We start from the raw sequence: 22,881 nt of genomic DNA on the forward strand, positions 1-22,881 counted from the left end.
GCTCGCTCTTTTTTGAAGTGACAAGGGCAAACCAATTTTTTTGATGAAAGATTAGACTAAAAACAAGCTGAAACAGATAGGCACATGAAAATCCAAAGTTTTTTCGAATACCCGCTTGGCGAAGGTACTTCGACACTTGTAATTCAGAGAATACGGCAGAAAGTTCATTTGGTAGTTGCTCATTCGAGTGTTTTTCCTTTATCATAGAGAAGGCACCTCTTCTTTGTGGTAATGGTTTCTAGTCAATTCCACTATACCAAAGATTGAGGTGCTTTTTCTGTTTAAAAGTAATTGTCAAGCACCTAAAGTGAGCGTTCTTAAAGCTTTGATAGACCTAAAACAAGGTCGATTTTCAAGGTGCGAAAGTTGAGTTATCATATATAATACGGTTAAATAAAACGGTTACATTTGCATTCGATAATAAGACTGAAATAGGAGGACAACATAATGAAAATTGTTGATGAACTTTACAACTTATATAAAAATAAACTAACTGGGGATGAAGAGGATATTGATATGCTCGCCTTTGCTTTTTTAGAAGAAATGAGCAGAGAAGATTTATTACATATTATTCAAGAATTAAATGAACAAGAATTATATGATTTAATGGGTCTTTATTTAATTGAAAGCTTAAAAGGAAAGTTTGCCAGTGAAGATTATCGAAAACCTAATAGCCCTATCTTTACCCATCGAAATGTACACTGAATCGTCCTGTATTTAAATAAAAGGCTGTTGATAAACATCGGCTCACACAGAAAAACGATCATTTATCAAACGGCCTTTTTATTTATCGATTTGTTATGTAATCATATATATTTTTTCCAATCAATGTGGCAGAAACAAGGACAAATAATATTTTCACATAATTTGACCCTTTTGCAATGGCAACGCGAGAACCAATGTAAGCTCCTAAAATCATAGCAATTCCCATCACGAAACCATATAAATAGTACACTGAATCATAACATAAAAAAACGATAAGTGCTGTCAAATTACTTCCGAAATTAAGAACCTTGGCATTGCCAGCGGATTCCACAAAATCAAAACCCATTAAAAGAAAGGAAAATAAAAAGAACGAACCCGTCCCTCCCCCTAAAAAACCATCGTAGAAACCGATTAATGGTACAATGAAAAGAGCAAAGAGAAGCTTCTTTTTCGTCATTCCATTATATGTAGAGTTTATTCCCCATTCTTTTTTCGTAAGTGTATAAATAGTTACTACGATTAAAACAACAAGGATTAACGGCTTAAGTGATTCGGATGGTATTTTTTGTACAACATAAACTCCGATTGCGGAACCAATAATGGAAAGAGGCAAGAGTTTTACTATCAATTTCTTATCCGTTTTTCCATGCCTTATAAAAGAAATCGAACTAGTTAATGATCCCATGGTCGAAGCTAGCTTATTTGTACCTAACGCAATTTGTGGTGGCAATCCGGTAAATAAAAGAGCAGGTAATGATATTAATCCGCCGCCACCAACAACTGAATCAATAAATGCAGCAATAAATCCGGCTCCAATTAAAAAAAGTAGCATTCCAAGATGTAATTCTTCCATAAAAAATACTCCTTACCTGAACGTCTATTTCCAATTTAGGTAATGATTGACCGATAGACTAATTCCTACCATAACATATTAGTCATGGTCTATTTAGTACAAGCAATAACCAAATTTCGAAAACAGCTTTGTTATAACCCTTATAATATTTAACAAGCTTTCCTAGTCTACTTTATCACAATAAAGGAAAAAGGAGTATTCTTCTTTTTAAAAAGAAATCAAAATAGTACCAAGTTTTATCCTTATCCCCTATAATAGTACAGGATATTTCTTTAGGAACATGCACAAATATTTAGTCTTACTGGTATTACGAAGATTTTTTATGTATCGCATATAGCTGCAGTTTTAGCGAGAAAGGAAAAGAATTCGATGCACATTTATTCCATTATCTTAAGTGTCATTATTTTACTTAACATTATTTTTGCTTTTCTTGTTATCTTCTTTGAAAGAAAAGATCCTATTGCTACATGGGCATGGTTAATGGTACTTACCTTTATCCCTATCCTTGGATTTATTTTATATTTACTTTTCGGCCAAAATTTACGAAATAGAAAGTTATTTCAGTGGGATGAGCGAAAAAAACTCGGAATAGAGCCCATTTTAGCTTCCCAACTTTTACAAATAAGCTCTAACCAATTGCGCACTACGAATGAAGTAATTCGAAAAAATCAAGATTTAATTTATATGAATTTATTTAACAACGATGCCGTTCTCACAGAAAACAATGCTGTAGAAATCTTTACAGATGGGAACCAGAAATTCAAACAATTATTTACAGATATCAAAAATGCAAAAAAGTCGATCCATTTACAGTACTATATTCTTAAAAATGATGGTATTGGCTCAGATCTTATTAGCCTACTCGTTGAAAAGGCAAAAGAAGGAGTAGAAGTTCGTTTATTATATGATGAGCTCGGCTCCAGAACATTGCGTAAAAAGGTTTTCAAAGAATTGCGGGCAGCAGGTGGATTTGTTGAAGTATTTTTCCCAAGTAAATTTCATTTAGTCAATTTACGCCTAAATTATCGAAATCATAGAAAACTGGGAATTATTGATGGAAAAATTGGCTATATCGGTGGATTTAATGTTGGAGATGAATATTTAGGGCTTCATCCGAAATTTGGCTATTGGAGAGATACTCACTTACGCATAGTGGGTACAGCTGTATATGCCATTCAAACAAGATTTATTCTCGACTGGAATCAAGCCTCACATTTACATGCAATTAATTATTCACCTGACTATTTTCCAGGAAAAATTGAGGAGATTATCGGGAATATCGGCATGCAAATTGTATCAAGCGGTCCTGATTCAGAATGGGAGCAGATAAAGAATGGCTATATTAAGATGATTACTTCCGCAAAAGAAAGTGTTTATATTCAAACACCTTATTTTATTCCCGATGCAAGCTTACTGGATACATTAAGAATTGCTGCACTCTCTGGAATCGACGTAAAAATAATGATTCCTAACAAACCAGATCATATGTTTGTCTATTGGGCAACCTATTCTTATATCGGTGAAATGCTAAAAGCTGGAGCGAAAATTTATATATACGAAAATGGATTTATCCATGCTAAAACGATTTTAGTTGATCGAAAAATCGCTTCTGTTGGAACTGCCAATATTGATATGAGAAGCTTTAGACTTAATTTTGAAGTGAATGCTTTTATTTATAGTGAACAAATCGCTAATGAATTAACAGATGACTTCCTAGAAGACATGGAGTTTTCTACCCATTTAACAGCAGAACAATATTCTAAAAGATCATTATGGATTCGTTTCAAAGAATCCTTTTCACGACTCCTTAGCCCTCTTTTATAAGGAATCAAAAGAATCAATTTTGCATGAAAATGCCTACAATATATTAAAAAAGACAAAATGCCTCGAGAATGTGTCCATTCTCGGAGGCATTTGTCTACAATCTGAAAGAGAGACAGATGCCTCTCTTTTCCTACTTATGCAAATACTTGTTTTAATTCCTCTTTATCTTTGCTTAACCAAAAATTCATCAGTCTTTTCGCCCCTTCAAGATCATGAAGTTTCGCTTGACCACATTGTTTTTCATTAGCTGCAGGAATCTCAGTAATTTCTATAGCTGTCTTCATGGTTGCCTCTAATAAATCGATAATTTCATCCACCGTAGGTTCCCCACTAACAACTAGATAATAGCCAGTCTGGCAACCCATGGGGGAGATATCAATGATATCAAAATGATTATATTTATCCACATGGGCACGTAAATTAAATGCTAATAAATGCTCTAAAGTATGAATAACGTCAGGCTTCATAGCTTGCTTATTCGGCTGACAAAAGCGAATATCATATTTATTTACAACTCCATCACTACCTACTTTGTGTACGCCACAATGTCTCACATAGGGAGCTTTTACTGCATTATGATCTAATTCAAAGCTTTCAACTGAAGGCATATAAACATCTCCTTTTATTCATGTATCTCTATTATACCTAAAAAACCGAGTAATTTCATCAACTTAATATATATAATATTTTTCCAGTAGAAATTAGTGCTATTTCTCCAAAATGATGGCTAAAAGTGAATACTTTATTCGTGTTCCACTCCATGGTATACTACTTGCAAAGAAGGAGAGGGAAATAAGCTAATGAAACATGTTTTTTTATTTATTATCCGCTTTTATAGAAAAGTAATTTCTCCATTAAAGCCACCAACCTGCCGTTTCTATCCAACATGCTCTTCCTATGGTTTAGAAGCCATACAAAAATTTGGCGCTTTTAAAGGAGGGTACTTAACAATCAAACGAATTCTTAAATGCCATCCCTTTCATCCTGGTGGGGTAGATCCAGTGCCTGATGAATGGAAGTGCAAAAATCATACCCATCCACCAAAAGAAAATAATTAATATCCATCAACAATTAAATCTAATTTTCCCGTTTTTGGATCAATAACTAATCCGTGTACTGGAACTCCATTTGGTAGTAAAGGATGTTTTTTTATCATATCTACACTATGTGAAACACTATCCTCTACTGAATCAAATCCGGTTAACCATTTTTCAAGGTTTATTCCAGAATGCTGCAATGTAGCGAATGTATCATCCGCAATGCCTCTTTCTTTCATTTTTTCCATCATACTGTCAGCGTGTAGTGCACTCATTCCACAATCATGGTGTCCTATCACCACTACTTCATCCGCTTGTAACTCATACACTGCAACTAAAATACTGCGCATGATGCTACCAAATGGATGAACAACTACAGCACCTGCATTTTTGATAATTTTTACATCCCCATTAGAAAGATTTAATGCTTGTGGTAATAGCTCTAAAAGTCTTGTGTCCATACAAGTTAAGATTACCATTTTTTTATTTGGAAATTTGCCCGTTATAAATTTTTCATATTTTTGTTCCCTAACAAACTCCTCGTTATACACTAAAATATTTTCTAATAAACTCACTTTAAGCACTCCTTAAAAAAATCATTCATTATAAAAAATAAAAACAGCTACTTTTTCAAAATAGGAAAAATATTCTCCCTATTAATAGTAATGAAAATTCATATAATATACAAATTTGAAATCTTTGTTCCTTCAAATTCTGGCTTTTCTTAAAAATTGTTCTAGGTATGTATCTCCTCCCTCCTTCTAATACTAATATGTAATGAGATCTTAATCTGTCTCATTGATAGGAATGAAATCCTTGTGAAAAAAACTTATTAATAAGGAGTGATACCCTATGGCAAAAGATGTACTTTGTGAAGTAAGTAACTGTACTTATTGGGAAAAAGGAAATCATTGTGGTGCTGATCAAATTTATGTAGTAAGTAATGTTGGGAAACACGCGGATACAAGTTATGAAACAGACTGTAAAACTTTTGAGCCTGAAACAAGCTTAAGCTAAATAGTTAAAAAACGCAAAAAAGAATCCCGTAGAAGTTTTATCACTTTTTCGGGATTCTTTTTTATCTATCCAATCGTACTAAATCTGCATCTTGGTGTACCCCTTTTGTGATTAAATCCTTTATTATCGTAGAACCAAAGGAACTGTAAACCGTGCCATTTCCACCGAATCCTAAACAATAATAGACGTTTTTACTATTGGGTACTTCTCCAATAAAAGGGATTCCATCCTTTGATTCTCCAAACGTAGCACCATAAGTATAGTCAGCTTTTAGTTGGATTTGTGGAAAATGTTCCTTAATACGAGCCAATAATTTATGACCATATGCCTCTAATATCTTCGGATCACTCGGTGCCTCCATTGTTTCTTCATCTAAACCACCAGCAACAATTCTTCCATCAAAAGTCGTTCTCATATAGAAATAGGGACGCTTCGTTTCCCAAATAAGGCACCTATCCTCCCATTGATGAAACGAGGGAATTGGATTCGTAACCGTTACATAAGTTCTATTTAATTCCGTTGCCATATTTCGTGTATAATTATCCAATTCATAACCTGTTGCATAAACAACATGCTTTGCCCGAATATTTGCGGTTTCACTTTTATACAGCCAGTAGCCATCTTGAAAATGTACCTTTTCGACTTCAGTATTTTCGAACACTTGAATATTATTACATTTCGAAGCCTCTTTTACTAAAGATACAACAAGCCTATGAGGATTTACTTCTGCGTCCCCACTTGTGCGAATTGCTACATGTTTTCTAAACCCATACGTTTTATAAATCATTTCCGCATCTAAAAATTCTACAGGAAAATCATATTTCTTGAGCATTTCATATTCGTTTTTAATGGATTGGACATCAGCTTCTGTACTTGCATAATATAAGCTTTGCCTATTCTCAAATTGAATGTCAGCCTTTAGGGATGACGCTATTTCTTTCAATTCCTCCATTCCCTTCAAGCACAATCGGTAAAAGCGAACTGCATCTTTCTCCCCTATGTTTTCAGCAAAGGAATGTAGCATTTTATCATTACAGTATTGTAATAAGCCAGTGTTAGCAGCAGAACTGCCATCCCCTACTTGATCTTTCTCCACTAGAATAACTTTAAGTGGTTCCTTCGCTAGTTTATATGTTAACAAAGCACCTGACATACCTGCCCCAATAATTAGAACATCACATGACATGTCTTCACTCAGCTTTGGATAAACTGGTTTATTCCCCAAAGTTGTCGGCCAATATAATGATCCATGGTATAAGCTCACAAACCAACACTTCTTTCTTTCTATTTTTCAATTAGAAATCCTTTTGCTCTTCTACCCATTCTCTTAAGTTCCTTCGAACAATTTTTCCGGATGCATTTCGTGGAAGTTCTGAAACAAAAAAAACTCTTTTCGGAATTTTATATTTTGCTAATGATTTCTCGCAGTTTTTCATTATGGATTTCTCGGAAAGAACACTTCCATCTACTACAACAAAAGCAACAGGAACCTGCCCCCATTGATTATCTGGAATGCCAATTACTGCAGCCTCTTTAATTCCTTCCATTTCAGACAATACCGCTTCTACTTCTGCAGGATACACATTTTCTCCACCAGAAATAATTAAGTCAGATCTTCTATCTAACACATAGAGAAATCCTTCAGAATCTATATACCCAATATCACCTGTAAAAAACCAGCCATCTTTTAAATGATTTTCTTTGTTTAAATAGCCTTGTGATACATTTGGCCCACATACTTTTATTTCTCCTACCTCATTTGGTCCTAATACTTCTCCTAGGTCGTTTACAATCTTTAATTGAGCAGGGAATAGCGCTTTTCCAGCGGAGCCTATTTTTCTAATACTGTCCTCAGGTGATAAAGTGACAATTTGGGAAGAAGTTTCCGTCATGCCATAGGAGTAATAGACGCGTATTCCTTTATTAATACATCTTGTAATCAATTCAACAGTGGCAGGTCCTCCACCTAAAAGCATATAGCGGAAATAAGCTGGAAACTTTTCATTAGTAGCTTGTTCTATTCGCTCTAGCATTGTTGTTACTACAGACACGATGGTAACTCTTTCTTCCCGTATATCTTGCAGGACTTTGTGTTCATTAAATCCATCGTGCAAAACAATTTTCATTCCATAAATAACACTTCTCATTAAAATAGAAAATCCGCTAATATGGAATAAAGGAACGGCACATAACCAAGTTTCCTTTTCATATAAACCAGCATTCAACGTATTTCCTATTGCACTCCACCAATGATTGCCGTAAGATTGTATCACTCCTTTTGGGAGACCAGTTGTTCCTGATGTATACATGATTGTGCATGTATCAGCTAATGAAAACTGCTCTTTTTCAATTGGTTCTATGTATGAACGATCTTCTATTCCCTCTTTGTAATAAACAGAGATTTTCAGCTCTTCTGCTAATTGTCGCGCAGTCTCTTGAAAATGATCTTCTGTTATTAAAAAGGTGGCATTAGCATCAGTTAATTGAAAAGTCATTTCATTTGCTGTTAAGCGATTGTTAAGAAGAACTGCCTTTGCTCCAATAATTTGCATGGCAAATAAGTGAAGGACGGTTTCTAAATCACTTTTTATAAGAAATCCTACATAATCTGTGTCTTTTACTCCAAAGGCTGTCAGTAACCCTGCACGGTAATAGGCCTTCTCATATAATTCTTTAAACGTTAGACTTTCCTTATTAAAAACAATCGCCTCTCTATCTGGGGTTAAAAGTGCTCTATTTTTAATAAAATTAGGAAGTATTTCTGTCATGACCTTATTAATCCTCTTTTCTATACAACAAAGGTGACACATCATTAGCATGTCCCTAAAATCACATTTGCTAAATACGAGTGTCACCCTTTGATATTATTTAAATAGATTGTAAATCAACAACTATTTCCATTTTTGATTTTACGTTATTAATTAACTCTTTCCTATTAAGGAAAACGTGGGAATTGTCCAAAATCAGGATTGCGTTTTTCCTTGAAGGAGTCACGTCCTTCTTTTGCTTCATCTGTTGTATAGTATAGAAGGGTTGCATCTCCTGCAAATTGCTGAATACCAGCTAAACCATCTGTATCCGCGTTAAAGGCAGCTTTTAAGAAACGAAGTGCAGTGGGACTCTTTTCTAAAATCTCTTCACACCATTGAATCGTTTCTTCCTCTACTTTTTCTAACGGTACAACTGTATTTACCAATCCCATATCTAATGCCTCTTGTGCATTATATTGACGACATAAGAACCAAATTTCTCTTGCCTTTTTATGACCAACAATTCTTGCTAAATAGCCAGACCCATAACCAGCATCAAAGCTTCCTACCTTCGGACCAGTCTGTCCAAAAATTGCGTTATCCGCAGCAATTGTTAAGTCACAAACAATATGAAGCACATGGCCTCCACCAATCGCATAGCCTTTTACCATTGCAATTACAGGCTTTGGAATGACTCTAATTAGACGCTGTAAGTCAAGGACGTTTAAACGTGGAATTTGATCCTCACCTACATATCCGCCATGTCCTCTTACCTTTTGGTCTCCACCAGAACAGAAAGCTTTATCACCTGCTCCTGTTAAAATAATTACACCAACATTGCTGTCATCTCTTGCCATTGCAAACGCGTCAATTAATTCACTTACCGTTCTTGGTGTGAAAGCATTATGTACATGTGGTCTATTAATCGTAATTTTGGCAATCCCATTATATGTTTCATAAATGATTTCTTCATATTGTCTGCCAGCTACCCATTCTACCGCCATCATTTTTTCCTCCTTTTCACAGGGCTGAACCTTTATGTCAGCTCCTTAAAAACTCCATTACTATTGTACCAAAAATCTCAGGTTTCTCCACATGAATTGCATGTCCTGCATTATTTACATTCAAATGGCGTATATTCTTATTTTTTTTGACCATTTCTTCCGCAATTTGATAAAACTTTCGATCTAGTTCTCCTGTTATTAAAAGTGTATCAATCGAAAGCCTAGAAATTCTGGACCAATAAGAGCTTTGTGCTCCTGTCCCCATTCCTTTTAAACTATTCGCTAATCCAATGGGATTATTAGCAAGCCGTTGATTTCTTATAGCCCGCTTAATAGTTGGATCTAGTCGCTCCTGACTTTTAAACAAAGGAATCTTCTCCCATTTATTTACAAAATGGATAATCCCCTGTTCAAGGATAGAGTCTCCTAGTTTTTCATCCTGTATTCGTCTTTGTTTTCTCTCCAATTCCGTTTGTAAGCCAGGAGAAGCGCTTTCAAGAATAAGCTTTTTTACGGTTTCAGGATATTCGCTGCAATACGCAAGTGCCAACCGTCCACCCATGGAATAGCCTAATATATGAACAGGAGCTAGACGAAGATAATCAATCACAGCTTTTATATGTGCAACACTTTCCTTCATTGCATACTTTTCTGCTTCTTCCGGTGAATCGGTTTTTCCATGACCAATAATATCTACTGCTATTACCTTGTAGCTTTTCTTCCATAACGGAATAAATGGGAACCATGTTCCGCTATCTCCAGTAAATCCATGTAATAATAATAGAGGTTCTCCATCTCCCTCAATAGTTATATGATAGTTTATATTCTTTATTTGGATAAACATATACTTCACCTTTTAACCCAGCTGATTTAAAATCTTTTGAATCCTATCTGTCATTTGCCGATGCTCTATTAGATTTTTCTCTCGATTTGTCCGCAGCTCCCAAACTCTCATACCTTCTTCAAAATTACTATGCTGAAATTGTGTCTCTAACCCTTGCCAACTTTCAATAAGTTTATACTGTCCCTTATACATTTCAACAGCATGCTTAAAATCAATACCTAAAGGAGTCCCAAAAAGCAGTTCAAAATGTCTTGGAAGATTTACCTGTGGCAAAAACGAAAAGATTCCGCCTCCATTATTATTTATCAATAGCACAGTTATCGGGAGCTTATACAAATGAGATAATACTAAACCATTTAAATCATGGAAAAATGTTAAGTCCCCAACAATTAAAAATAATGGTTGTTTAATGACTCCAACTCCAAGAGCCGTAGAAATTGTCCCATCGATTCCATTAGCTCCTCTATTTGCGATAATAGTAACTTTTTTATTTTGTTTATGAAAAAAAGTATCTAAATCTCGAATAGGCATACTATTTCCAACAAATAACACCGCATCATTCGGAATCATTTCACCCAAGCTATGAAAGAGTTTTGCTTCACTTATTTCTTGAATTTCCGCTGTTTGCATTAATTCCTTTTTTGTGAGTTCATTAATATCTATCCATATATTTAAATAGTGATTTATTGAGCAATGAGATATAAATGATGCAAGCTTTTCACAAAAATACCCTTCTTCACAATAAACCATATCTGTTGTCAGTTGATTAGGATCTCGATAGCCGATGCCACCATCTACAACTATCAGTTTTGCTTTTTCATTTTCGCGTAAGAAAATAGTTAATGGCTTTGAGATAGGCATACTGCCAAAGCGTATTATCACATCTGGCTTTAGTAGAGATTTTACCTTTTCATTTCTTAAAAAAGTATCATATGTGTCAATAATGCTATTCGTTCCTGCACTATTACTCCGCAGTTGAGAGAGAGGATCAGCAATGATTGGGAAACCAGTCTTTTCAGCCAATTGTATTACCTTTGCTGAAAAATCTTCTTTATCTATCTCTCCGCATATTATAATCCCTTTCCCATCAAGACTAGCTGCTAATTCCAGAAAATAAGCATCATTCATTCTAAAGTCACCTATATCCATTCGAATGGCAGGCTTTTCCTTTTCGTTTAATTGATAACTGTCTAAATTATCTAAGTCAGGAATTAACGGCTCCCGTAATGGTATATTTACATGTACTGGACCACTTGGTTGTTGTTTTGCCATCGAAACTGCTCTAGCTCCTACTGTTTTAGCATATCGAATCATTCCTGGACTATTATCAGGTGTGGACATTTCCATAAACCATTTTACATGCTTCCCATAAAGGTCTAGCTGATCAATCGCTTGAGGTGCACCTACATCTCTTAACTCATGCGGACGATCTGCCGTAAGTACTATTAACGGAATTCGGGATATTTTCGCCTCTACGATAGCAGGAAAATAATTAGCCGCAGCTGTTCCCGATGTACATACTAATACAGTCGGTTTTTTGGATGCTTTCGCTATTCCTAATGCAAAAAAAGCAGCTGATCGTTCATCAACATGAATATGCAGATTTATATCTTCCTGTTCTGCAAGCAATAGACTAATTGGTGTAGATCTAGAACCAGGGCTTATTACAGCATGTTCTACACCACTCTTTCCTAATTCAGCTATTAGTGCATGCAAATAGGCTGTTAATTGTTGTTGATGATTCATTTTATTTTCCTCCTAACGCTGTAAGCATTGGCTTAAATTTGATAGCTGTTTCCGTATACTCTAATTCAGGATCAGAGTCAGCAACAATACCACATCCAGCAAAGATTGTAGCACTGTTTCCATGTAATAATCCAGAACGGATACTGACAGCAAACTCACCATTTCCCTCATAATCAAGCCAGCCTATCGGAGCACCGTAAAGCCCTCTATCCAATCCCTCCACCTCTCTTATAACCTCTAAAGCTTCATCACGTGGAAAACCACCGAGAGCTGGAGTAGGATGCAATAATCGAATTAATGAAATTAAAGATTCTGTTTCCTTTACTTTGCCACTAACGGGCGTATAAAGATGTTGAATATCTCTCATTTTCATGATTTGCGGATTTGCCGGGATTTCTACAGTCGTACAAACTTCCTCCATGGCATTCTTAATCATTTTAACAACATAATTATGTTCTTCTCTATTTTTCGAATCAGATAGCAGCTCTTCAGCCAATGCACTATCTTCTACTTCATTATTGCCTCTAGAAATAGAACCAGCCAGACATGTTGAAAATACGGTATCTCCTGCTTTTTTAACCAATCGTTCAGGTGATGCCCCAGTAAAGCATTTATCATGAGCTTCTAAAGCAAAAATATATCCGTTGCTTTGCTGTTGTATTAAATTTCTTAGAACGGATTCTGTCACTATATCTTTTGTAAAATTCACTTTACTAGCTCGAGCCAATACTACTTTTTTTAGATTCCCGTCTAACTTTCTAATTACCTTATCAACCGTTACTTTCCATTTTTCACGATCAACTTCCATTACTTTCTGTATGGAAGGTAAAGAAACGGGAGTATATTCCTCTATTCTTTTTGGCAACGCAAAAGATTGTTTCCTCAATACTTCTTTTGCATATTCTATTTTATCTGAATGAATCAATATATTAGTTGTAATAAATTGATTTCCATCAATTTCACTTAACATAAACTGTGGCACATAAAAATGAGCTTCTGAGAAGCCATCCCATAGTTCTGTTTTTTCTTTTAATGGATCAAAGGCAAAGCCTCCTAAAAGCACTGGACCGATTCCAATATGATTGAATTCATTATACACTATTGCTTTTTCTAGGAGACTCTTCCATCTCTTCTCTACATGAGAATAGGAGCTTTCCCCTAAAGAACTTTCAATCTTTTCACAAATACCAATTCCTACAATCATGTTTTTCCCAGAAGGGTCCTTCCAAAAAAAACGTTTTCCTTTATAAGCATGGTATTTAGAAAAAAAGTCGAGAATATTCATTTTTTCTTCTACCATTTTTACTTCACTTACTAATATCGTAGGAGAAACACTATCCCTTATTTCTGTTTGTACCATTGTTCCTCTTCTATCATTCATCCCTTTGTGAATCCCCCTAAAACAAATCAAGAATTAGCTTCTTGCTTATATTGGTTCAAAGATATACGCTCATTCATTATTTTAGCATATTTTACGATACACCTGTCCTTTATATTATGTCAATCATAGTGAATTCTTAATGCCATTTCCAAATTTTAATTATTTATAGAAAAGAGGCATATTCTTTTTAGATAGGTTTGATATCGATAAAATAGGGAAATTTATGAACAACATCTTACCGTTTTAATTATGCTCCATTCGCTTATACTACTGTTATTACAATTGCATGGATAAGGATGTGTTTAACTTGTTATCAAAAGAACAAATAAATCACTTGAAACAAAATCTTGAAGAAAGAAAAGCGGAGATTTTAAACCGAATTGATGATAATGTAAGTGAGGAAAGTGCACGAGAATCTGTTGGCGAATTATCTAATTACGATAACCATCCGGGAGATATGGGAACTGAGTTATATGAAAGAGAGAAGGATTTAGCTCTAGAACAGCATGATCAATCGGAATTAGATAAAATAAATAATGCTTTAAAGGCAATGGAAGATGGATCATATGGAATTTGTACAGTATCAGGGAAAGAAATTCCTTATGAAAGATTAGAAGCAATTCCAACTGCACTAACTCTTAAGGAATATAGCGACGAACAATTTATTGCTTCTGATCGCCCAGTCGAGGAGGATATGCTTGAATTTGCTCATGGAAATCAGTATCGTCACTATGATACTGGTGCTGTCAGAGACTATGAAGATAGTTTTCAGGAAGTTGCTCGTTATGGCACTTCTGAGACACCTTCTGATTTAAGAGGAGATTTTGAAGATTATGATAGTCTTTACGATCGAAAAAGTGATGACGAAGGTTTTACAGAGGACTATGAAACATTTGTAGGAACAAATATCGATGGATCGGAACGGACTGTTTATCGTTCTAAAGCACACGAAAAATATGAACAAGCATTAGATAAGGAAGGAATTGAAGCTCCTTTTGGCGATGTTCCCTACCACGAGACAGATGGATACACAGAAGATAAGGAGGAAGAAGAGGAATAGTCCTTTTCCTCTTTCCTGTATTCAAGCAGAGAGTATAAAGGAGATTCAGAAGAATCTCCTTTATACATTACGAATATGGTTTTATATTCCAAATTTCATCTGCATATTGTTTTATTGTTCGATCACTTGAAAAATGCCCTGACATCGCTATATTCACAATACTTTTTTGCAGCCAGTCTTGCTTATTCTTAAATGCTTGATTGACCTCTTCATGAACTTTTGCATAAGAATGAAAATCTTTTAATACAAAAAACTGATCATTCTCTATAAGCAAAGAATCAAAAATCGGATCAAATTCATTAGATGGATGATCATAGAAACCATTTTTCAATTGATTGACCACTGCATGGATTCTATCGTCATGATAATAGTACTCCCGAGAGCTATAGCCACCATTTTGATATAATTCTAACACTTGATCGGAATTCATTCCAAAGATAAATATATTATCGTCTCCTACTAAATCATGCATTTCAATATTTGCTCCATCTAGCGTGCCAACAGTTAGCGCACCATTCATCATAAATTTCATATTTCCGGTGCCAGAAGCTTCTTTACTTGCTGTTGAAATTTGTTCACTAATATCTGCAGCAGGAAAAATGTGTTCGGCTAAAGAAACCCGATAATTCTCCAAAAAAACAACCTTTAATTTATTTTGAATTCTTTTATCATTATTAACCTTTTGGGCAACAGAGTTAATTAACTTGATTATTTTTTTTGCATAATAATAACCAGGTGAAGCTTTTGCTCCAAATATAAATGTTCTCGGCTCCATCTCAATAGATGGATCTTCCCTCAGCTTGTTATATAGAGACATGATGTGCAGGATATTTAGTAATTGCCTCTTATATGCATGCAATCTTTTTACTTGAACATCGAAAATAGACGAAGGATCTACAAGAATACCATTTTTGTCCTTAATTATCTTCGCAAGTATCTCCTTATTAGTTTGCTTTATTGCTGCAAGATTTTCTTTGAAATTTCCATCCTCTTGATAAGACAGTAATTCTCTTAATTGTGCTGGCTCGTCAATCCATTTATCACCAATTGTTTGAGAAATTAAGTTGGCAAGCTTTGGATTGGCTTTTATTAACCATCTTCTATGTGTGATTCCATTCGTTTTATTATTAAATTTTTCTGGATAAAATGCATAGAAATTAGCCATTTCTCGTTTCTTTAAAATTTCTGTGTGAATTGCTGCCACTCCATTAACGCTATGACTGCCGACTAATGCTAAATGTGCCATCTTAATCATGCCATCTGCAATTATCGCCATTTTCTCAATTTTCGGAAAATCACCAGTGTATTTATCCCATAAATCTTTGCAAAAACGCTCATTTATTTCATCAATTATCATATAAATCCTTGGTAATAAGGGCTGAAAAATATAGATTGGCCATTGCTCTAATGCTTCAGATAATGTGGTATGATTAGTGTAAGAGATAGTTTTTGTAGTTATATTCCACGCTTCATCCCATCCTAATCCCTCTTGATCCATTAATATTCTCATTAACTCTGGGATTGCTAATACTGGATGAGTATCATTTACATGAATACTTATATAGTGATGCATTTCACGAATATTTTTATGATGCTGCTTATAATTACGAACAATGGATTGAAGGCTTGCAGATACTAGAAAATATTGTTGCTTTAATCGCAAAATTTTCCCTTCATCATTGGAATCATCTGGATATAAAAAACCCGATATCGATTCTGTTTCCCGTTTATATCGCATAATGTCTTTAACATCTTTTGCAATTAAGGAAGACGGTTCTGCATTCCAAAGCCTCAAGGTATTTACCGTTGTTGTATGGTAGCCTATTACTGGTACATCATGTGGAACTGCTGTTACAGTTTCGGCATTTAAATGTCGAAACTGTAACTTTCCATCCTTCCTATACATATCAATATTTCCCCAGAAATAAATATCTACTGCTAAATCTTCCTTTCTAACTTCCCATACCTGTCCTTGCTTTAGCCATTGTTCTGGCAACTCAATTTGATATCCATCGACAATTCGCTGTTCGAATAATCCATGCTTATATCGGATACCACAGCCATGTCCTGGTAAGTTCAATGTAGCAAGAGAATCCAAGAAACAAGCAGCAAGTCTTCCTAGCCCTCCATTTCCAAGACCTGCATCATGTTCAATATCTTCCACTTCAAAAAAATCAATCCCAAGTTCCGCCAATCCGTCTATTACTACTTGATCAATACCTAAATTAACTAAATTATTATGAAGTAATCGTCCTAATAAAAACTCAATCGAAAGATAATAAACCTCTTTCCCGCCACTTTGCCGACTTTGCTCATTTGTCTGAATCCAATTCGAGCTCACATACTCTCTAATCATGTGACCTAATGTTTGAAAATGATCACTACTTGTTGTATCTTCAAAGGTTTTTCCATAAGTCATTTCAAGCCTTTGTAAAAAATACTTTTTAAATCGTTCCTTATTAGAAAACATGGGATTCACTCCTCGAGATAAGCTCTGCATATAATTGATTATATTTAAATGCAGATTGAGCCCAGCTATTATCCATTGACATTGCATTTTTCATTAGTTTATGCCATACTTCTTTATCTTCTTTATAAAAATGAATACCTCTTCTAATTGTATAAAGCATATCATGTGCATTAAAATTGGAGAAACTAAATCCATTCCCCTCTTTAGCCACTTCATTATAAGAGAACACTGTGTCATTAAGTCCACCTGTCTCTCTAACAATTGGGATATTACCATATCTCAAAGCTATTAACTGACCTAAGCCACAAGGTTCGAACTTAGAGGGCATTAGAAATAAATCTGCACCTGCATATATTTGATGAGCTAAGTTTTCATCAAATCCAATATATGCTTTACATTTGTCTGAATACATATCTTCCATTTCACGAAAGAAATTCTCAAACTCCGGATCGCCTGTTCCTAAAACTAAAAACTGTACTTCTTCTTCCATCATTTCGTGAAATACATGTCTAACTAGTTCTAGTCCCTTTTGACTGGTTAATCTTGATATCATACAAATAATTGGAATATCCGGATTTTCTTTTAATCCAAATTTTTGCTGAATAAATCTTTTGTTTTCTTGTTTTTTCTCTAAAGAAGTAACGGTATAGTTAGCAGCTATCATAGAATCTGTTTCCGGATTGTATGTTTCTTCATCAATACCATTAATAATACCGTATAAATCTGACTCTCTCTGCTTTAATACATTATTCAGCTTCTCTCCATAATATTCTGTTTGTATTTCGTTTTTATAAGTAGGACTTACTGTTGTAATCTTATCGGCAGAGATAAGTCCTCCCTTCATTAAATTTACGTTTCCATAGAATTCTAGATTTTCTGTTGTAAAATAATAATCATTTACATTAAATAAATCACCAAGTACCTCTCTTGGTAATATTCCTTGAAACTGAAGATTATGTATGGTAAAAACAGTCTTAATATCGCTATACTCTTTTCTCCATTTATAGTCCACATTCAATAAGAAAGGAATCATCGCTGTATGCCAATCGTGGCAATGAATGATATCTGGAAATTCGGCTAAAAATGGTAAACTTTCTAAAACAGCTCGATTAAAGAATGCATAACGCTCCCCATCATCCCCATAGCCATATAAGCCACTTCTCTTAAAATACCACTCATTATCAATAAAATAAAAAGTGATACCGTCTACTTCTAATTCTTCTATTCCACAATACTGATTTCGCCAGCCTACTGGCACATAGAAATATCTTTTTTTCTCTATGTTGGCAAGTAAATGGGCAGGGATATCTTGATATTTTGGCATAATTACTGCTACATCTGTTCCTTGTTTTTTTAATTCCTTTGGAAGAGAACCAGCTACATCTGCCAGTCCTCCTGATTTTATAAATGGTACACATTCTGAAACTGCAAATAATACTCTCACGAATTCATCAACGCTCCTTGCACGGTTCCTTTTCTTACTACAAAAGGAGAAGTAGCAGTACCTGTCATCACTGTACCACTTTCAACTATAACATCCTTATCTAAAATCACTGAGTCCAAATGACAATTTTCTCCAATTGTGCATTTTTGCATAATAATACAATTCTTTAAACTAGAACCTTTTCCAACTTTCACAGCTCTAGAAATAATACTGTTGGTAATATCGCCTTCAATAACACATCCATTTGCTATCATTGAGTTTTTTACTTCACCCGTACTTGTATAGCGAGTAGGTGGCTCATCTTTCACCTTAGTAAATATTGGTCTCTCTTTTATAAAAAGCTGATTCCATACTTTAGATTTTAAAATATCCTTGCTTACATGATAATAACTAGATATAGAATTTATTTTTTCGGCATAGCCGTTATATTCATATTCACATATTTTTAACTGATTATTAATATCTATTACTACATCTTTCATACATGTATAACCCTTATCATCCCTTGAATGTATTAATTCAATTAGCTTTGATTTCTTGATTAGATATATTTCTAGGGAACTTCCATTATTGGTAATCTCCGTTATATCACAGCCAGAATCGAGATGACGTTCTAGTACAGGAGTAAAATTCATATTAAAAACGGTAAAGCAATTCGCAACTAATGCATATTCTTGCTTGCTTCTCTGAAAATAATCCATATTTGCTGAAAAATGATTAAAAGAACCTATACCACTAGTATTGGCATCATCCATTGATGCAGGAAAGAAAAATAAACCATCTCTTTTTCTATCTAAGTCCCAGTTTTTCCCCGATCCCAAGTGATCCATTAAAGAGCGGTACTGATACTTTGGAAAAATAGCAACACTTCCTATTCCAGAGTTCACCATATTGGAAAGAACAAAATCAATTAAACGATATCGTCCACCGATTGGAAGTGCAGCTAGTGTACGATGAGCAGTTAACTCTTCTAAATCTTCCATATGTGTTGTTGCATCAATTATGCCCAGCATTGATCTTATCATCTTAATCCCTCCTTCTAGTTTGTTAGGAAATCATTTCATTAACCATTTCTTCTGTTACTAGGACTACTTCATCTACGTCTTTATTTGGTTTAATGACCATTCCATCTGGTATTGTAATGTCAGAAGGGACAATAGCCTTCTCAATATAAACATTGTTGCCAATCTTAGCATCAGGCATTATTACAGAACTACGAATGATTGTCCCTTTTCCTACAGTAACCCCTTGAAAGACTATTGATTTTTCTAAATTCCCACTAATAATACATCCTTCATTTACCATGGACTCCTTAACCAGTGCATCATTAGAAATATATTGTGGTGGATGATTTGGATTTACGGTATAAATTCTCCAATTATAATCAGATATATTTAAATTACTAGTCTCATCCAATAAATCCATATTTGCTTCCCAAAGGCTTTGCACAGTTCCAACATCTTTCCAATATCCTTTAAATGGGTAGGCAACAACCTTTTTCTGTTTTTCTATTAATAAAGGAATGATATCTTTCCCAAAATCATGTGATGAATTTTTGTTTAAATTATCTTCTTCTAGTAATTCTTTTAATACCTTCCATTTAAATATATAAATACCCATAGAGGCTAAATTATTCTTTGGATGCTTTGGCTTCTCCTCAAATTCAATGATGTGCATATCTTTATTTGTATTCATAATTCCAAATCTACTAGCATCTTCCCATCCTACTTGAATGACAGAGATAGAGGCATCTGCTTGCTTTGAGATATGATATTCTAGCATCTCCTCATAATTCATTTTATAAATATGATCTCCAGATAAAATAAGAACATATTCAGGATCATATTGAGACAAGTAGTTCTGATTTTGAAATATGGCACTGGCTGTTCCCGTATACCATTTCACTTCGGAAGATTCACTATATGGAGGCAAAACAGTTACTCCTCCATTAACACGATCTAAGTCCCACGCACTTCCTATTCCAATGTAAGAGTTTAAAACTAGCGGCTGATATTGTGTTAAAACACCAACTGTTTCTATTCCAGAATTGGAGCAATTACTTAAGGTGAAGTCAATAATTCGATATTTTCCTCCAAAAGGAATAGCAGGCTTTGCTAGACTCTTGGTTAATGAATATAGCCTACTCCCCTTTCCTCCTGCTAGAAGCATTGCGACGCACCGTTTCTTTCCCATTTCCTTTTCTCCCCTTCCGATGTTGAACTGGACGTAAAACTATCATACTGAAAGCTGGTATTGTTAGCTGAACAGAAAAAGGTCTACCATGAAATTCTACATTTTCTGCTTTTATTACTTTTTTATTTATATAATTAGCTCCACCAAATCTATCAGTGTCACTATTTAATATTTCTCGGAAAGAGTTATTTAGAGGAACACCTATCCTATAATTTTCATATGTATGATAGGTAAAATTACAAATTACGACTAAATAATCCTCTTCTTTTTCAGCTTTACGTATAAAGGAGAATATCGATTGGTTTCTATTATTTACATCAATCCATTCAAAGCCTTCATTAACATGATCCAGTTGATACAAAGGCTTAGATCTTTTATAGATTTTTAGTAATTCTTTCATATACTCATTTGCTTTTTGGTGCATCTCATAATCTAGCAACATCCAATCTAACTGTTCTTTATCTTTCCATTCTGCAAAGTGTGCAAATTCATTTCCCATAAATAATAATTTTTTTCCTGGATGGGCAATCATATATCCTAAAAGAAGACGAAATTGAGCAAATTTTTGCCAATAATCTCCTGGCATCTTATCTACTAACGATTTTTTTCCATGAACAACTTCATCATGTGAGAAGGGCAGAACAAAATTCTCGGAAAATGCATAATGTAGAGAAAAGGAGACTTTATCATGTATATGCTTTCTATTAACTGAATCAGTTTCCATATAGGTTAAAATATCATTCATCCACCCCATATTCCATTTATAATGGAATCCAATACCGCCATAATGGACTGGAGCAGTTACTTGGGGCCAGTCAGTAGAATCCTCAGCAAACATCAAGACTGACGGATCATATTGACATACTGTTTGATTTAATTTTTGGAGGAAATCGATTCCGTACTGATTCACACTGTTTTCATTGGAATTTGGCCAATAAATTATATTAGAAACAGCATCTACTCTAAATCCATCGACATGAAAATACTCCATCCAAAAAATAGCGTTTGAAATAAGGAAGCTCTGAACTTCTTTTTTTCCTAAATCAAAATTTGCTGTTCCCCAAACGTAATTCTCGCGATCTAATGGATTGCCATAATCAAATTGACTCGTTCCGTCAAATTGATATAATCCGTGCGCATCCTTACAGAAATGACCTGGCACCCAGTCAAAAATAACTCCTAGTCCTTGCTGATGACACTTGTCGATAAAATACATTAAATCCTTAGGCTCCCCAAATCTGCTCGTTGCAGAGTAATAGCCTGTTCCTTGGTATCCCCAAGATATATCAAGGGGATGTTCAACTAAAGGCAGTAGCTCAATATGTGTAAATCCTTGCTCTATTACATAAGGAATTAATTCATCAGCAAGTTCTCTATAAGAATAAAGATCTCCATTCTCATGCATTCTCCAAGATCCTAAATGAACTTCATATATAGCTAATGGCTCATTTAGGGAATTCTTTTTTGTCTTTTTTTGTTTCCATTTTGAATCTTTCCATTTATAGCCTTCCAATGAATAAACAATAGAAGCTGTATGGGGTCTTAATTCGGAGAAAAAAGCATATGGGTCAGCCTTAAGAAGCACTTTTCCATCAGGTGATGTTAATTTATACTTATACATCGCACCTGTTAAATCCTTATTAACATTTAGAAGCCACACACCTTCTTTATTAATTCGTTCCAGTGAAAAACCTTCCCCATTCCAATTATTAAAATCCCCAACCAATTGAACAGATAGAGCATTTGGAGCCCACACACAAAAACTGGTGTAAACCTCTCCATTTTTATGATGAACATGGGATCCAAATAATCTATAACTCTCAAACAAGTTACCTTCGTGAAATAAATGTAGTTGAAATTCTGTTGGATATACTGTCTCCACTGTCATCCTACTTTCTATTACATATAATATTAAGTGACTAAACTTTACACTTTGTACATGCTAATTCCCTTTTTTTCAATTTCTAAAACAAATTACGACATTCATTACAATTGTACATAGAATTAAATTCGATTAATTTTAATATTCTATCAATAAAGTGTAAATCCTTTTTTGTTTTTAAAATTTTATGATACTCTAAAACTTTTTATGTTTAATTGACTAATTTAGATTGTGAATTTTTATCATAGATTTTGAATGATTAGGAATACTAAGAAGGATCTCTAAAAATAAGGAAGGTAACTTATTATGAGTAAAAGTGAAGAAGAATATCTGAATGAACAGACATCAAAAAATTATAATCCATTCTTTGAAGCACCGGACCAAAAAATACTTGCTGTTGACATGTTTAGAGGACCATATACTGGATTTCTTTCCGATTTTGATTTAAATAATCCAGGTAACAAATTATTTACAAGTGAGGATAAATGGGAAGAAAATTTAAAACGGGGAAAATTTTAATAACATCTAAAATTTCTTATTCTAATCACTTTAATGTTCCAACGGCTAACTTTCTTAAATCAATAAGGACCACCCGTGAGAACGGGTGGTTTTCTCTGCGGCTGAAAGCCTTTGTTACTGACCAAACCCTAAAGGGCTACTGAAAGGTTCGC

20 protein-coding genes and 1 pseudogene are annotated in these 22,881 nt (G+C 34.5%); 6 read left to right on the top strand and 15 right to left on the bottom strand.

Annotated features, from left to right (window positions below):
* Positions 1–205: pseudogene (locus ACTNDN_RS21765) on the bottom strand (IS4 family transposase); the annotation flags it as partial.
* 242 nt (positions 206–447) lie between these two features.
* On the opposite strand from ACTNDN_RS21765, the gene ACTNDN_RS21770 reads away from it, so the two are divergent.
* Positions 448–705 (top strand): DUF6154 family protein, encoded by a 258-nt coding sequence (locus ACTNDN_RS21770; RefSeq protein WP_031539030.1) that lies wholly within the window; start codon positions 448–450, stop codon positions 703–705.
* An 82-nt stretch (positions 706–787) separates the two neighbouring features.
* Here ACTNDN_RS21770 and ACTNDN_RS21775 read toward each other — a convergent pair whose 3' ends face one another.
* On the bottom strand, positions 788–1,558 hold the full coding sequence (locus ACTNDN_RS21775; protein WP_031539029.1) for a sulfite exporter TauE/SafE family protein: 771 nt from the start codon (positions 1,556–1,558) through the stop codon (positions 788–790).
* A 369-nt stretch (positions 1,559–1,927) separates the two neighbouring features.
* On the opposite strand from ACTNDN_RS21775, the gene cls reads away from it, so the two are divergent.
* Positions 1,928–3,382, top strand: a complete 1,455-nt coding sequence (gene cls / locus ACTNDN_RS21780) for a cardiolipin synthase (protein WP_031539028.1) — start codon at positions 1,928–1,930, stop codon at positions 3,380–3,382.
* 134 nt (positions 3,383–3,516) lie between these two features.
* Here the strand turns inward: cls and ACTNDN_RS21785 are convergent, their stop codons facing one another.
* The gene (locus tag ACTNDN_RS21785) at positions 3,517–3,990 is read right to left on the bottom strand and encodes an S-ribosylhomocysteine lyase (RefSeq protein WP_031539027.1); all 474 of its coding nucleotides are present in this window, start codon (positions 3,988–3,990) and stop codon (positions 3,517–3,519) included.
* 192 nt (positions 3,991–4,182) lie between these two features.
* On the opposite strand from ACTNDN_RS21785, the gene yidD reads away from it, so the two are divergent.
* On the top strand, positions 4,183–4,440 hold the full coding sequence (gene yidD / locus ACTNDN_RS21790; protein ID WP_031539026.1) for a membrane protein insertion efficiency factor YidD: 258 nt from the start codon (positions 4,183–4,185) through the stop codon (positions 4,438–4,440).
* Here yidD and ACTNDN_RS21795 read toward each other — a convergent pair.
* Complete coding sequence (locus tag ACTNDN_RS21795; RefSeq protein ID WP_031539025.1) at positions 4,437–4,994, bottom strand: beta-class carbonic anhydrase; 558 nt, start codon at positions 4,992–4,994, stop codon at positions 4,437–4,439. The genes yidD and ACTNDN_RS21795 overlap by 4 nt on opposite strands.
* A gap of 277 nt (positions 4,995–5,271) precedes the next feature.
* Between ACTNDN_RS21795 and ACTNDN_RS21800 the strand changes: the two genes are divergently transcribed.
* Complete coding sequence (locus ACTNDN_RS21800; RefSeq protein ID WP_065429131.1) at positions 5,272–5,436, top strand: DUF1540 domain-containing protein; 165 nt, start codon at positions 5,272–5,274, stop codon at positions 5,434–5,436.
* Positions 5,437–5,497: 61 nt separating this feature from the next.
* On the opposite strand, the gene ACTNDN_RS21805 is transcribed toward ACTNDN_RS21800, so the two are convergent.
* The 6 genes from ACTNDN_RS21805 to ACTNDN_RS21830 all read right to left on the bottom strand — a co-directional run bounded on the left by ACTNDN_RS21805 (position 5,498) and on the right by ACTNDN_RS21830 (position 13,161).
* Positions 5,498–6,700, bottom strand: a complete 1,203-nt coding sequence (locus tag ACTNDN_RS21805) for an NAD(P)/FAD-dependent oxidoreductase (protein ID WP_031539024.1) — start codon at positions 6,698–6,700, stop codon at positions 5,498–5,500.
* Between the two features lie 31 nt (positions 6,701–6,731).
* Positions 6,732–8,204: an o-succinylbenzoate--CoA ligase gene (locus ACTNDN_RS21810; protein ID WP_031539023.1), complete on the bottom strand. Its 1,473-nt coding sequence runs from the start codon at positions 8,202–8,204 to the stop codon at positions 6,732–6,734.
* A gap of 167 nt (positions 8,205–8,371) precedes the next feature.
* Complete coding sequence (menB, locus tag ACTNDN_RS21815; protein ID WP_031539022.1) at positions 8,372–9,190, bottom strand: 1,4-dihydroxy-2-naphthoyl-CoA synthase; 819 nt, start codon at positions 9,188–9,190, stop codon at positions 8,372–8,374.
* A 37-nt stretch (positions 9,191–9,227) separates the two neighbouring features.
* Entirely contained in the window at positions 9,228–10,034 is an 807-nt protein-coding gene (gene menH / locus ACTNDN_RS21820) for a 2-succinyl-6-hydroxy-2,4-cyclohexadiene-1-carboxylate synthase (RefSeq protein WP_031539021.1), read from the bottom strand.
* 12 nt (positions 10,035–10,046) lie between these two features.
* Positions 10,047–11,780: a 2-succinyl-5-enolpyruvyl-6-hydroxy-3-cyclohexene-1-carboxylic-acid synthase gene (gene menD / locus ACTNDN_RS21825; RefSeq protein WP_031539020.1), complete on the bottom strand. Its 1,734-nt coding sequence runs from the start codon at positions 11,778–11,780 to the stop codon at positions 10,047–10,049.
* A gap of 1 nt (position 11,781) precedes the next feature.
* Positions 11,782–13,161: an isochorismate synthase gene (locus ACTNDN_RS21830; RefSeq protein ID WP_031539018.1), complete on the bottom strand. Its 1,380-nt coding sequence runs from the start codon at positions 13,159–13,161 to the stop codon at positions 11,782–11,784.
* A 307-nt stretch (positions 13,162–13,468) separates the two neighbouring features.
* On the opposite strand from ACTNDN_RS21830, the gene ACTNDN_RS21835 reads away from it, so the two are divergent.
* Entirely contained in the window at positions 13,469–14,221 is a 753-nt protein-coding gene (locus tag ACTNDN_RS21835) for a TraR/DksA C4-type zinc finger protein (RefSeq protein WP_031539016.1), read from the top strand.
* A gap of 67 nt (positions 14,222–14,288) precedes the next feature.
* Here ACTNDN_RS21835 and ACTNDN_RS21840 read toward each other — a convergent pair whose 3' ends face one another.
* The 5 genes from ACTNDN_RS21840 to glgB are packed head-to-tail and all read right to left on the bottom strand — an operon-like array spanning position 14,289 to position 22,216.
* Complete coding sequence (locus ACTNDN_RS21840; protein ID WP_251628739.1) at positions 14,289–16,691, bottom strand: glycogen/starch/alpha-glucan phosphorylase; 2,403 nt, start codon at positions 16,689–16,691, stop codon at positions 14,289–14,291.
* The gene (gene glgA / locus ACTNDN_RS21845) at positions 16,681–18,135 is read right to left on the bottom strand and encodes a glycogen synthase GlgA (RefSeq protein WP_441132241.1); all 1,455 of its coding nucleotides are present in this window, start codon (positions 18,133–18,135) and stop codon (positions 16,681–16,683) included. Before glgA ends, ACTNDN_RS21840 begins: the two co-directional genes overlap by 11 nt.
* Entirely contained in the window at positions 18,132–19,160 is a 1,029-nt protein-coding gene (locus tag ACTNDN_RS21850; RefSeq protein ID WP_031539013.1) for a sugar phosphate nucleotidyltransferase, read from the bottom strand. Before ACTNDN_RS21850 ends, glgA begins: the two co-directional genes overlap by 4 nt.
* Positions 19,161–19,182: 22 nt before the next feature.
* Positions 19,183–20,328 carry a glucose-1-phosphate adenylyltransferase gene (locus tag ACTNDN_RS21855; protein WP_031539012.1) on the bottom strand — a complete coding sequence of 382 codons (1,146 nt, stop codon included), beginning with the start codon at positions 20,326–20,328 and terminating at the stop codon, positions 19,183–19,185.
* A complete protein-coding gene (glgB, locus tag ACTNDN_RS21860) occupies positions 20,276–22,216 on the bottom strand; it encodes a 1,4-alpha-glucan branching protein GlgB (RefSeq protein ID WP_441132243.1) in 1,941 nt (646 codons plus the stop codon). Before glgB ends, ACTNDN_RS21855 begins: the two co-directional genes overlap by 53 nt.
* 300 nt (positions 22,217–22,516) lie before the next feature.
* Between glgB and ACTNDN_RS21865 the strand changes: the two genes are divergently transcribed.
* Entirely contained in the window at positions 22,517–22,729 is a 213-nt protein-coding gene (locus ACTNDN_RS21865) for a hypothetical protein (protein WP_031539010.1), read from the top strand.
* The last annotated feature ends 152 nt before the right edge of the window (positions 22,730–22,881 follow it).

It is taken from the genome of Niallia sp. HCP3S3_B10 (assembly GCF_052064465.1).
GTDB classification, from domain to species: Bacteria; Bacillota; Bacilli; order Bacillales; family Cytobacillaceae; genus Niallia; species Niallia hominis.